The organism is Thalassospira sp. SN3W (assembly GCF_038070535.1).
Classification (GTDB): domain Bacteria; phylum Pseudomonadota; class Alphaproteobacteria; order Rhodospirillales; family Thalassospiraceae; genus Thalassospira; species Thalassospira xiamenensis.
In genome coordinates, this window is sequence record NZ_CP121124.1 from 1,122,189 (window position 1) to 1,135,449 (window position 13,261).

12 protein-coding genes are annotated in these 13,261 nt (G+C 52.7%); 1 reads left to right on the forward strand and 11 read right to left on the reverse strand.

Features of this window, described 5'->3' with window-relative positions; all coding sequences use genetic code 11:
* Positions 1 to 267: 267 nt before the first annotated feature.
* From P8T57_RS04965 to P8T57_RS05000, 8 genes are all read right to left on the reverse strand, one after another.
* Entirely contained in the window at positions 268 to 1,293 is a 1,026-nt protein-coding gene (locus P8T57_RS04965; protein WP_341364782.1) for an ABC transporter permease, read from the reverse strand.
* On the reverse strand, positions 1,290 to 2,030 hold the full coding sequence (locus P8T57_RS04970) for an ATP-binding cassette domain-containing protein (protein ID WP_341364783.1): 741 nt from the start codon (positions 2,028 to 2,030) through the stop codon (positions 1,290 to 1,292). Before P8T57_RS04970 ends, P8T57_RS04965 begins: the two co-directional genes overlap by 4 nt.
* Before the next feature lie 67 nt (positions 2,031 to 2,097).
* On the reverse strand, positions 2,098 to 3,081 hold the full coding sequence (locus tag P8T57_RS04975) for an ABC transporter permease (RefSeq protein ID WP_341364784.1): 984 nt from the start codon (positions 3,079 to 3,081) through the stop codon (positions 2,098 to 2,100).
* 3 nt (positions 3,082 to 3,084) lie between these two features.
* Positions 3,085 to 4,602 carry a sugar ABC transporter ATP-binding protein gene (locus P8T57_RS04980; protein ID WP_341364785.1) on the reverse strand — a complete coding sequence of 506 codons (1,518 nt, stop codon included), beginning with the start codon at positions 4,600 to 4,602 and terminating at the stop codon, positions 3,085 to 3,087.
* Between the two features lie 99 nt (positions 4,603 to 4,701).
* Positions 4,702 to 5,649, reverse strand: a complete 948-nt coding sequence (locus P8T57_RS04985) for a sugar-binding protein (RefSeq protein ID WP_341364786.1) — start codon at positions 5,647 to 5,649, stop codon at positions 4,702 to 4,704.
* Between the two features lie 134 nt (positions 5,650 to 5,783).
* Positions 5,784 to 6,788 carry a Gfo/Idh/MocA family oxidoreductase gene (locus P8T57_RS04990; RefSeq protein ID WP_341364787.1) on the reverse strand — a complete coding sequence of 335 codons (1,005 nt, stop codon included), beginning with the start codon at positions 6,786 to 6,788 and terminating at the stop codon, positions 5,784 to 5,786.
* 84 nt (positions 6,789 to 6,872) lie between these two features.
* Positions 6,873 to 7,856, reverse strand: coding sequence for a substrate-binding domain-containing protein (locus P8T57_RS04995; RefSeq protein ID WP_341365363.1), 984 nt, complete (start codon positions 7,854 to 7,856; stop codon positions 6,873 to 6,875).
* A 48-nt stretch (positions 7,857 to 7,904) separates the two neighbouring features.
* Positions 7,905 to 8,885 (reverse strand): NAD(P)-dependent oxidoreductase, encoded by a 981-nt coding sequence (locus P8T57_RS05000; protein WP_341364788.1) that lies wholly within the window; start codon positions 8,883 to 8,885, stop codon positions 7,905 to 7,907.
* 302 nt (positions 8,886 to 9,187) lie between these two features.
* Here P8T57_RS05000 and P8T57_RS05005 point away from each other — a divergent pair, with 302 nt between their 5' ends.
* Positions 9,188 to 10,240, forward strand: coding sequence for a LacI family DNA-binding transcriptional regulator (locus tag P8T57_RS05005; RefSeq protein WP_341364789.1), 1,053 nt, complete (start codon positions 9,188 to 9,190; stop codon positions 10,238 to 10,240).
* Between the two features lie 23 nt (positions 10,241 to 10,263).
* Here P8T57_RS05005 and P8T57_RS05010 read toward each other — a convergent pair whose 3' ends face one another.
* The 3 genes from P8T57_RS05010 to P8T57_RS05020 form a co-directional block, all read right to left on the reverse strand.
* Positions 10,264 to 11,169, reverse strand: a complete 906-nt coding sequence (locus tag P8T57_RS05010; RefSeq protein ID WP_341364790.1) for an SMP-30/gluconolactonase/LRE family protein — start codon at positions 11,167 to 11,169, stop codon at positions 10,264 to 10,266.
* Positions 11,170 to 11,274: 105 nt separating this feature from the next.
* The gene (locus P8T57_RS05015) at positions 11,275 to 12,276 is read right to left on the reverse strand and encodes an ABC transporter permease (protein WP_341364791.1); all 1,002 of its coding nucleotides are present in this window, start codon (positions 12,274 to 12,276) and stop codon (positions 11,275 to 11,277) included.
* Positions 12,277 to 12,285: 9 nt separating this feature from the next.
* Entirely contained in the window at positions 12,286 to 13,245 is a 960-nt protein-coding gene (locus P8T57_RS05020; RefSeq protein WP_341364792.1) for an ABC transporter permease, read from the reverse strand.
* Positions 13,246 to 13,261: the final 16 nt, after the last annotated feature.

The following is a 13,261-nucleotide window of genomic DNA, read 5'->3' on the forward strand; positions in this document are numbered from 1 at the left end:
TGCTGCATAACCCCGAATTATGACAACTTGGGAATTAGGGGGATTTCATCGGAAAATCTGGGAGGTTTGGGACCAAGGAGCAATACTCATATTATATGAGTATTGCTCCTGTCAGGTGCCACAAAAGATGACATCCGACTTTTCAGTAAATCAATTACTTAGCGTTTCCGTTTACCAGATAAGTTGACACGTATTGACACAAAAGATGACAAAAAGCTGCGGAATTGACAGAAAATGTGACATTTCTCTAATAGTACTTTTGTAAGTCTACGACTTTCTCTGCCTAAAGCGATCAAACGCTACGGCAATCACGATGAACGATCCAACAAACGTTCCCTGCCAGAACGTGCTGATACCCAGCAAAATCAGACTATTGCGGATCACTTCAATCAACAATGCACCGACCACAGCACCAAATGCAGTACCTCCGCCACCTGCAAGATTGGCACCGCCGATGACAGCGGCGGCAATGACAGTCAACTCCATGGCCTGACCAAGATTAGTCGTAACCCCACCGAGCCAGCCAACTTCCAGAACCCCGGTAATACCTGCCATCAGGGCTGAAAACATATAAACGCTGACTTTGATGCGCGCGACGGGAATGCCGGTCAGAACTGCCGCGTTTTCATTCCCGCCAATCGCGAACAAGTGCTGACCCCAACGTAAATGCCGGAACGCGAAAGCCGTCAGGCATGCCAGAATCACCATGATGATCAACGGATGTGGAAGGCCAAGCGTCGAACCGCCGCCAAGCCACAACAAAAAGTCATGATCCGGACCGAACTCATAGATCATTTTGTTGTCAGAAAGCACCATCGCCAAACTGCGTGCGACCGACAGCATGCCGAGCGTGACCACGAATGGCGGCATTCCCGCATAGGCAATCAGCACACCATTGACCGCCCCCACAAGCAGCGAGATGCCAAGTGCGGCAAGACAACCGAGCCAAAATGGCATTCCAGCCGACATGATAACGCTAACCGTCATCGCAGAGATCACTAGCGTAGAGCCAACAGAAAGGTCGATCCCGCCGGAGGCAATGACGGCTGTCATGCCAAGGGCGATAATCCCGACAAACGCAAAGTTGCGGGTCACGTTAAAAAGGTTGCGCTCGGTTGCGAAACTATCGGTAAGGAGCGTCAATGCCAGGCAGGCAAATACAGCTGCCATAAACACCCAGAAAATCTGCTGACTTGTGATCCGCGCGATCAATCCGTGATGTTGAGAACGATTGATGACTTCTGCAAGAGTTGGCGTTGCCATATTCATTGTTCCTTTTTCATGTCCACTCATGCATGCTCAATCGCGCCAGTGATCAGGCCTGTAATTTCTTCTGGCGATGAATCAGAAGCTTTCTTGTCCGCAACAAGTTCTCCGCGCCGCAGGACAACAACCTTGTCTGCGACCTCAAAGACATCCGGCATCCGGTGGCTGATCAGAACAACAGAAATACCGTGATCACTAAGCTGCCGGATAAGGTTCAGGACTTCCGCCACCTGCCGAACGGAGATCGCAGCCGTGGGTTCGTCCATCAGAACGATCTTGGCGTCACTTAAAAGGGTGCGTGCAATCGCAACCGCCTGACGTTGCCCGCCAGACATTTTGTGTACCAGATCACGTGGACGGGTTTCTGATTTCAAACGCGCAAAAAGCTCGGCGGATTTGCTGCGCATGAAGGCATAATCAACAACCTTAATCGGCCCGATCCTTCGGGTCGGCTCACGTCCCAAAAACACATTCGACGCTGCACTCAGATTGTTGCAAATCGCCAGATCCTGATAGACGACCTCGATACCAGCTTTCTGCGCATCCAACGGCTTGTGAAACGCCACTTTCTGATCGGAAATAAGGATATCACCCGACGTCGGCGCAAAGTTCCCCGCAATCACCTTGACTAAGGTGGATTTCCCAGCCCCGTTATCGCCCATAAGCCCGACTACTTCGCCCGGCGCAATGGCAAGGGACACGTTATCGAGTGCCTGAATAGCGCCATAACGTTTGGATATGTTTTTAAGTTCAAGCACATTCATAAACAGCCCTCCCCTTCCCTGCGGGTTCACTTAACGTGATAACAAGCAGACGGTTTTCTTTTGTGATTTATGGCTTTTGCAGCAAGCCCAACGCTCTCTCGGTATTTTTTCTGGTGCGATACGCCGCAAATTGCTGATCTGCCAGAACACCCAGCAAAATCACAGCGCCCATCACTGCGAAATTCAGCGAAGATGGAATTCCCAGCAAATTCACCAGGTTCTGCAGTTCTTGTAGCAACACAGCCCCAAGAACGATCCCGATCACTGAACCTTCGCCCCCGCGCAAAGAACACCCGCCCAAAACAGCCGCCGCAATTGCATAAAGCTCGTAAAAATTACCGTGCGAAGACGGTTGGACTGACTTGGTGAACATTGCGAAATATATTGCCGCGATGGATGCGAGCACGGCACAGATCACATATGCCATAACCGTGACAAACCGAGTGTTTATCCCCGAAAAGCGTGCAGCTTCCTCATTCTTACCGACAGCGCACAGGTGACGACCAAAAACAGTGTGATGCAAAACAACCCACATCAGAGCCGCCACAATCAGCATCGCAAGGAACGAGTGCGGAACCCCGAAACTCCGCCCGATTGTAAGCCATTCGAGCTGCGGATAGCTGGAGCCAAAAGGAAACCCCGCTGTTGATTCAGCAGTGTATCCACGCGCGATACCGCGATAAATCAAAAGCCCGCACAAGGTAACGACAAATGGCTGCAGCCTAAATCGTGTAATCAGGATACCGTGCGCCAGCCCGATCAGAACACCAAGGCCTATGATGATCGCCATGGCCAGCGGCCAGGGAACGCCGAACTTACCGACCATGTCGACGAATAACACACCAAGCAACGCGATCACCGATCCGACCGAAAGATCAATACCGCCGGTCATGATGACAAACCCTTGGCCAATGGCAAACAGGCCAAACAGGCCAATCAGATTTGCCGTATTGCCAAGGTTGATGGGCGAAAGGAATAGCGGGTTGCGGATATAGACGATTGCGCCAACCACGATAATCAGAATGCCAAGACCGATATCTTTTTTTTGCATTTCTCAGGCCTCTTCCAGCACTTTACCGACAGCAAGATTGAGCACATTGCTCTCGGAAAAGCGAAAGCGCGGCAATTCCCCTGTAATCAACCCGTCTTTCATCACGACAATCCTGTCTGAAACCCCGATTACTTCTTCCATATCGCTCGATATCATCATCACCCCTACTCTGCGGTCGGCCAGTGATCGCATCAATCCATAAATCTCGGCTTTTGCACCGACATCGATCCCCCGTGTCGGCTCATCGAAAATGATGACTTTCGGATCCATGGACAGCCATTTTGCCAGAACGACTTTTTGCTGGTTGCCACCAGACATTTCATTGGCAACCCGGCGAACATCATGTGTCTTGATCGCCAATGTAGTGCGCTGCGCTTCTGCAACCGCGATCTGACGTTTCCGGGAAACAAGCCCGCATGATGTGAACGCCGGCAAGTTGGCCATCGTGACATTTTCCAAGATCGGAAACTCAAGGATCAACCCGGCCCGCTTGCGGTCTTCCGGCACAAGATAAAGCCCTGCTGCGATGGCATCGGCTGGGCTATTGATCTCGACCTTTCTGCCATCAATCAGAATTTCTCCGCCAAGCTTGTCATTGGCACCAAATATTGCCTCGGCCAACTCTGTGCGACCTGCCCCGATCAAGCCCGCCACGCCAAGGATTTCGCCAGCCATCACATCAAAACCGGCAGTGCGATCAGGCTTGCTTTTGATCGCAAAGTTTTTGACAGACAGAATGGGGTTGGTCGCAGGCACCGACGGTGGCGTGTAAAGTGCCTTGAGCTCCCGTCCGATCATCATGCGAATCATCGCATCATGCGTGACCGCGTCGCGCTCAAGCTCCCCGACATTTCGACCATCACGCAGCACAACCGCGCGATCAACGCATTCCTCCACCTCGCTCAGGCGGTGTGAAATATAGACAACTGCAATCCCTTGCGCCTTAAGGTCGGCAATGACCTTAAGCAGCATGTTGGTTTCAGAAAGTGTGAGGCTTGACGTCGGCTCATCCATGATGACCAACCGCGCATTCATCGACAAGGCCTTGGCAATTTCCAGCAACTGACGTTCCGCCAGGGACAATGTGGAAACCGGTGTTTCCGGCTTGAATGGCGCGCCAACACGCTCGATGAGTGGCTCCGCCATTTTATTCATGGCTTTGCGATCGGTCAGCCTAAGAGGACCTCGCACCACCTCCCGACCGAGGAAGATGTTTGCGGAAACATCCATGTTATCGAAAACATTCAGTTCCTGATGGACGAACGCGATTCCCGCTTGTTGGGATTGTTTGACGTCAAACGCGTCGTACTGCTGACCATCAAGGATAATTTTCCCGGATGTCGGGGTAATCAACCCTCCAAGAATCTTCATCAGGGTTGACTTTCCGGCCCCGTTTTCACCAAGAAGCCCGACAACTTCTCCTGCTTTGATCTGCAATGAAACATTATTAAGGGCCACCACACCGGGATAAACCTTGGTGACGCCTTCAAGTCGCAGATCAAGCCCATGCACTGCACTCATGTACTCGGCTCCCCAATGTCCATTCGACATCGTTGGAAAGGTGCGAGCGGGCGCACTCGCAGATTTCGTGCGTCCGCTCGCTAGGCAGGGGGAAGAAAATTACCCGCCTATTCTTTCCTTAACGACGGCCTCGAACTCATCGACATTGGATTTGTCGATCACCTGGGTCGGCACGATGATCAAGCCATCTGCGGGCACCTTCGACATATCGCCCTCAAGATAATCCGCCATCAGGTGCATGCCCTGATAACCCCACTGGTACGGGTCCTGAACAACCGTTCCGGCAAAGCTGCCTTCGCGCACCGCGCCAAGCGTTACAGGGTCTTCATCAAAGGCAATAACGGTCACCTGCCCCAGTTTGCCAGCGGCTTGCAATGCTTCGTAAATTTTGGGCGGGTTGTAGGAATAGAACCCGACCATGCAATCAATGTCAGGATTTGCCGCAAGCACGTCATCGACGTTTGAACGCGCACGCGCAAAGTCGACATCATCACCACGCACATCGACAAGCTCGATACCGCTACCTTCAACCGCCTGACGGAAACCGGCGATACGCTCAATCGCGTTGTCGGCACCAAGGAACCCGACAAAGCCCATGCATTTTCCGCCGTTTGGCAGTGCTTTCACGGCAATTTCACCGGCCTGGACGCCTGCCGCAACGTTGGATGATCCAAGATAGGCGATGCGATCACTTTGCGGGGCATCACTGTCGGTGGTAAAGAGCGGCACCTGGGCCGCAATGCGATTGAACGCATCAATAGAGTTCTTTGGATCGGCCGACGAAATCATGATCGCATCCGTTCCCCCGGCGACCAGATCATCCATCAGCGCATTCTGCAGGGCTGCCGTTCCCTGTGCAGGATACCGGAATTGCAGCTCATACCCGGGTAGTTCTGCCTGTGCTGCCTCGACCCCGGCTTCTGCCAGTTTCCAAAAGTCCGAAGCAGCATTCACCACGAATGCAAGCTGCTGCTTTTCTTGTGCAAACGCCCCGCCAGCCAGAACCATTGACAGGCCGAGGGTTGCGATTGTTGTTGCAAGTTTCATACGTTTAATCCTCCCGATTAACGATCCGCACCACCGTATTTATAAATTATCTGCGCGGAATATAATTAATAGTATCATTAATAATTATGGATCAAGTGTTTTTCACCCAGGGTTGCGTAAGTTGATGACTTTAATCACAGATTAATCCACGTTTTTTGCTCTTCGCTCGCAAAAACCGCATCAAGAACACGCATGGAGGCAATCGAATCCTCGATGCCGTATAGCAAGGTTGTTCCTGTCAAAATGGCCTGCGCGAACTTTTCCGCCTGCTCGGCATACTGATCACACGCTGGCAGGATCTCGCAGCCAGCCAGACTACCATCCAGGCTCTCGCTCGCATCGACAATCAGGGCGGTTTCCTTATCTGCAGGCGCGTTGTACGGAATCATGATTTCAGCCCGCGCCTTCGTACCAAACACGTTTAAGGTCTGATACGGGCACAACTGCGTTGAAACCATGAATGACAATTGCCGGCCGCCACCAAAGTCCGCAACCACACTCGCCATCCGATCGGTTTTGAATGCGGGATCTCGATCGATCAGGGCCATGACGCGTAACGGCTCGTCTTCGAACAAAAACCGGCCCGCCGTGATCGGATAGCAACCGATATCCATGATGGCACCACCGCCGGCCTCGGGCCTGTTGCGGATATCCTGACCATCATCGTTAAAGTAACTGAATGCCGCCTGGATCGCCCTGACCTCACCAAGCTCACCGCTTCTGACCATCTCGCGCACACGTATCCATTGCGGGTGGTAGCGCACCATAAAGGCCTCTGCGACCAACACATTTTTCGGACACGCACGTAGCCGTTCTGCATCGCGTGCATTTAACCCGATGGGCTTTTCACACAGCACATGCTTGCCCGCCTGTGCCGCAGCCAGCGTCCAGTCGACATGCATGTGGTTTGGCAACGGGTTGTAAATCGCGTCAATTTCCGGATCAGCGATCAACGCCTCGTAAGACGCGTAAGACTTTTGAATCCCAAGGTCATTGGCCACCCTCGCCGATCGCCCTGCATTGCGTGATGCAATCCCCAGCACATTCGACGAGGGTGATTTTTTGATTGCCGGAATAACTTTCTCCACGCCGATATTGGCCGTCGAAAGAATGCCCCAGTTGATTTTTGTTTTTGTCACGTTGTCTTCCGCCCTTTGTAAGCCCGGATAAAAATCGAGCCGGATCTGATCAACAAATCCGGCTCAGCTCATCAAGGATTGGTATTAGTTATCCGCGCAAAAACCCGGATCCGACTGATTGCAAACATCCAGCCCCGTATAGAGTGGATCATCTACCTTTTTGCCATTGATCAGTTCGATCATCACGTCAGGCGCCCGATACCCCATTTCAAACGGACGCTGACCGACCTGCGCATGACTGCGTCCATCGCGGAATGCCTGGGTCTGCGGAGGAAGTGTATCGCCTGCAATCAGGATCAATTCCTTGGACTTCAGCCGATCCATAACCTGATCGGTAACCTGAGCGTAGGCCTGTGGCGCGAACTGCGCCCAACCACCGATCAGAATGAAGGCATCAAGATCGGGATTTGCCGTAAAGGTGTCGGCCATCTGCTGGTTGGCAAGATCCACCTGATCATTGGTAAAGACCGGACAACCTTCGATTTCCGTCCAGCCATTGCTACTCGCAAGGCGCTCGGTCCCTTTTGCCCCGGAAATCGTGTCGCGGAAGCCAGCGGCGCGTGCGTTGATATTGTCCGCCGCAACGTTCCCCAGCTGCAAACATACCGTCCCCCCATCCGGCTTAAGCGTCATGGCTTCTTCGGCCATTTTCACCCCCATCAGATAGTTATCGGTTCCGAGATAGGTCGCGCGCAAATCGCGATCTTTTTCAAGAAAATCTGCATCAATGGTCATCACCGGAACATTCGGGTTGATCTGACGAATTCGGTTTGCCATTGCCGGCGCATTTGACGGCGAAATTGCGATTGCAGCAACACCGCGGGTCAGCAGATCATCGACAATCTGGACTTCACCCGCCTCATCAGCACTGGATGCAGGCCCCGTATACAAACACTCATATTCAGAGTCCATGTTCTCCGACATCCACTTCTGGCAACCCAGATTGATTTGTTCGAAGAACGGGTTATCCAAGCCTTTAACCACAATGGCCAATGTCTTTTTCCCATCGGCATTTGCAGCGCCAACACCTGTCGCAAAAATCAGCGCAGATGTGAGAGTTAATAACATTTTATGTTTCACGTTTAGCTCTCCCTAGTTGGTCTGGCCCGGAACTGATCACCCCGGATACCAGATTTTCCGAGGATCGCTCGGGCTTCTCTCATACGCCCAGGCCCGCTCGATCATCTCCTCGAAATCTACTTGCGGCCGCCAACCTAATGCTTGCCGCGCCTTGGTGTTATCAAGCCAGTTGCTGTGAAACGGTGTGGGAATTTCCACTGGCTCCATGTCACGCGTGCGCACCAGGTAATCTGCCACCTGCGCGTAGTCGACCGGCTCGTTCATAGAGATATTGAAAAGCTCCTGCATCGCCGCAGGATGATCGAGCGCCGCCATCAAGGCCGCAACCAGATCATCGACATGAACAAAGTTGCGCTTAAGAGGCGCGCAAGTTCTGTCGCGCATCAACGGCACAAAATTGCCCTCTGCAAGGCGCGCAGCCTTTTCTGCGCTGATCAAGTCGCTCCAGATCGGGCCACCAAACTGGTCAGAACCGAACGACAGCGCATACTTGAAATCGTCTTTTTCCATGATCCAGGGCGCACGCAAAACGGTGCCATTCAGGCCATACTGGATCTGGTATTGCTCTATCATTACCTCTTCGAGCACCTTGGTCAGCGCATAGCAGCCGCTATAAGCCTGCCTCGGGGAGGTTTCTGTGATTGGCGCCGGATATTCCTTGAAAATATGCCCAACAGAGCAATCCCCGCCAATCAAAACAAACTGCTTTAGGCTCGGCGACTGGCGCGCAGCCTCCAGAAGCAGGAACATTCCCTTGATCGCAACATCAATGACCAGATCGGGGCTTTCTTTCACCGCGGCCATATGAAGAACGTGGGTGACACCATCCATCGCGTGCGCAACAGCATCCGGGCTGGACAGAGACCCCGCAATAACCTCCACCCGTTCACTCGTCTCGATCCTGCGGTTGTGGCATAGTGCCACGACCTTGGCCGATGAGTATCTTTGGTTATCAAGAAATGCGGCCAGAAATGCCTTTCCAACCTTTCCCGTTGCACCCGTGATCAAAATCTTCATTAATTATCCTCCCTATTGAATTAATAATATTAATTAATAATATGGAGTCAAGTAACCTCAGGATAGAATGTCGATATAAATTCAACCGGAAGACTGATTACTAATTATGCTGCAGGCGCGGCAGACGGCTTGTCTTGATCGGCTTGAAAAGGTATTACCAATGTCGGCTTGGTGGTTTTAGGTGTTCGCCAACCCGTTCAATTCTAAAGGTGAAAACGCTGTCTATCCTTCGTTTTTGCACCATCTGACGCAATCACTGCAAAGTATCGGTTGGCTAAAAGACCAGAGGCAAAACGAGTTCAATGTCGCAAAAGAAACATTACGGTGGCCAAAATCGCCCGACGATGATGGATGTTGCCTCAATGGCTGGCGTATCGCAGGCAACAGTCTCGCTGGTCCTGAACGGGAGCCCCGCCAAACTGACTGAATCAACACGCCAACGCGTAATCGATTCTGCGAACAAACTTGGCTATCAGCTTGTTCGGCGTGAGAATCAGGTCGCGCCAAGTAACAAGTCACGGTCAGTCATTATCTTCATTGCAGATGAAATCAGCACCGACCCCTGGATGGCGCTGGCCTTTGAAGGGGCGCACAACAAGGCCCTGGAATACGGGATCAATGTTTGCCTCGCGGTCAGCCACGGCAATGCGACCATTGAGGCAAGCATCGTCAATCAGCTCGCAGACTCGAACGTCATCGGGATCATTTACGGTACGATTCTTACCCGGCTGGTGGAATTACCAGCGGCCCTGTCAAAGAAACCAACCGTTCTTGTCAATTGCTACGACAGCACGCGCACCCTTCCGTCTGTTTTGCCGGGTGACCTTCTGGGTGGACGGGCAGCAACAGAACGCCTGATACAAGCCGGTCGCAAACGCATTGCGATCATTAACGGCCAAAAAGGTGTCGATGCCTCGCGCGATCGCCTCAAGGGATACCGCCAGGCACTTTCAAGCAACGACATCCCGTTTGACCCAACACTTGTCCGTCCGGGCAACTGGGAACCGTCCACCGGCTATTCGATGACACATGAGCTCATGGCACTCGACAATCCGCCAGATGCGATTTTCTGCGCCAATGACCTGATGGCACTTGGCTGTTTTGACGCGCTGCGCGAACTCGGAAAAAGCATCCCGGATGATGTGGCTGTGATCGGCTTTGACGATCGCGAAATCGCCCAGCACACGCACCCTGCCCTTACGACACTTATTCTACCGCACTACGAAATGGGTGAAATTGGTGCCGAACTGCTGATCGACAGCGTTGGTGGTCTTCTGGCGACACCAAACCAGATCAAGGTCGAATGCCTGATGGTCGAACGCGACTCTGTTGAAAAACCCAAAGAAAAAGCCTGATGCTGGGCGTCATATTCGGACAGTCACCGAACCAATGCCTCGCTGTTGACATGGATGGCGTAAACACTTGTCGTTGCCGTCATAAGAATCTCGTTTCCGCGCGCGCCGCCAAACGTTAAATTCGACACTGTTTCGGGCACCAGAATCTTGCCAAGTAACGTGCCCGCACGATCGAAGCAATGCACGCCATCCGCCGCAGAACTCCAGACATTTCCATGGCAATCAACTCGGATCCCGTCAGGTAGACCGTTATCGATCACAGCAAATTCACGACCGTTTTCAAGCCGGTTGCCATCCACCACGTCGTAAACACGAATGACCGCCGGGATGGAACTGTCGTGGCTGCTTCCTGATTCTGCGATGTAAAGCAACTTTTCATCGTTGGAGAACGCTAGCCCGTTTGGTTGACGAAACTCCGATGTCACACTGGTCAACGTACCCGTGGCTAGATCAAGGCGAAATACATTGTTGTATTTCTGCTCTGGTACGGCCTTATACCCCTCATAGTTCGACAATATCCCGTAGGTCGGGTCTGTAAACCAGATCGAACCGTCGGATTTGACGACGACGTCATTTGGCGAGTTAAGCCGATGGCCCTCAAACCCGTCCGCGAGCGTCGTGATTGACCCGTTATGTTCGGTGCGCACAACCGACCTTGTACCGTGCCGGCAGGAAATAAGACGTCCGTTCAAATCGGTCGTATTCCCGTTGGCAAAGTCTGAATGGTCACGAAAAACATTGACCGATCCGCCACACATCCAACGATAGATTTTCTGGTTGGGGATGTCAGAAAACAGCAGGCACTGATGAGCAGGGAACCAAACCGGTCCCTCTGTCCACAAGTGCCCGCCAGAGAGTTTCCTGAGCCTGACATTTGCCAACACAAGGTCGCGGAACCGACGGTCAATAACCTGATAGGGTTCCGTCATACAGAATGCCTTTTCATGTTTGTCTGAGGCACAGCTAGCCAATGGAAAGTCCTTTGCTTCATTCGCCTGGTGTCAGAAGTTTTGCATCCTTAATCACAGACGCGATCACCGTACCAACTGTTGCCGACCATAAATCAACAACATTCCAATGATAACCACGCCAAAGACCACCTGACGGAAGGTATCGGCGGGAATATCAACACCGAGTTGGGCAAAATACCTTTGTGGCTGCACCACCGAGAGCATTGATTGCAGGATCGTAATCAAGATAACGCCGGCAATCGTTCCAACATATTTGCCACGCCCGCCCAGAACATTGGTTCCACCAAGGATAATCGCCGCAATTGTCGGCAACAGATACGGATCCCCCATCGCCTGGTATGAACGGTTCGCCCACCCTGCCAACAGGACGCCGGTGAGTGCCGCACATGCGCCGGAAAAGATAAAGCACGCCAAAATAACCTTGCGCGTATCAACGCCACTTAAAAAGACAGAACGTTCCTGATTTCCGACCGCATAAATCCTCCGGCCAAGGACCGATCGGTTCAGCATAAAGACGATTGCAGCCCCAAGAATGATCCAGATAAGAAGCGGATTGGGAATGCCCGGGATGAAATGCCCCACCGCCAGTTCACGCATGAATTCGGTTGCACGGTCCTGCGGGGCAAAACCACCAGTGTGATAAACCATAAGACCTTGTGCGACTGCATTCATGCCAAGCGTAAAGATCATGGCCGGCGCACGCAGATAAGCCACGCCCAAGCCATTCACAGTCCCGATCAGTGCCCCACACAGAACACCAAATGGGACGGCAAGTGTAACGCCCCATTCCGGCCCGAGGAACCCGGTGGCACCGGTTGCCATCATGCCACCCACACCGATGGTCCAGGGAATGGACAAATCAATATGCCCCAGCAAAATGACCAGCATCACACCGCTTGCCACGACGCCAAGAAAGGAGGCGGTGTGGAGCTGCTGGATCAAATATTTCGGTGACAGAAAGGCCGGTTCGACCATGGCCCCGATCAGAAGCAGAACAACCACACATGCAAACGCAATAAGCGTTGCCCGATCAAACTGCCTTGCGATTACGCCTGAAACACTCATTTTTCTGCCTTACCGATAAATATCTAGTCTGTTCTTGATTCTCAGGACGCGCAGCGAACCGAGACTGACCGCAACAAGCAGTACGACGCCGACGAAAAGCGGCTGCAAGACAGGATTGATGTCAAACACGATCAACAGATCCCCAACGGTTCGCATGACAAACGCACCGAAAATCGAGCCAACCGCACTCCCGACACCGCCAAACAATGACGTGCCCCCAATGACAACAGCCCCGATGGAATTAAGCGTATACTCGTTGGCAATCGACATCTTCGCTGCACCGGAATAGGTCAGCGCCGTCAAAAGGATGCCGCCGATGGATGCCAACAACCCGCTCAGGCTATAGGCGAGCATCTTTGCCCGATTGATCGGAATGCCAGACATGTAAGCCGCCTGCTCGGATGAACCGATGGCAAATGCCGCCCGTCCCAAGACCGATCGGCGATACGGGATCCAGATAAACACAACCACAGCCAGCAACAGCAAAACCGTGTGTGGCATGGCAAATGTCGAACGCGTCATGAAATCGGCTAGTTCAAAATTGACCAACCCGCCCGGCTGCGGCCGAATGGCAAGCGCGATACCGAAATAGACCGCGCTAGTGGCAAGCGTCGCAATCAGTGGCTGCAGCCGGCCATAAACGATAATCACACCATTTACCGCACCACATGCCAGCCCAAGCAACAGCACACCAAAAATGCCGAACGTGGTTTCAATTGGCCCACCGACAACAATCGTCGATGCCAGGCAGTTTGCCAGAACAAAGGTTGCGCCCACCGACAAATCCAGCCCGCGGGTAATAACCGGCAAGGTTTGCGCCATGGCGACAAGTGCTAGCAACGCGCCCTTGTTGGCAGCGGTGTTTATCATGTTGGGCGACAGACCCGCCGCCTGCTTCCAGCCATAGACAATGAACATGGTGGCAAAGATCAGCATTGCGATCAGAACACCGCGCTGCGCTGCTGACAAGCGACCAACCCAGCCA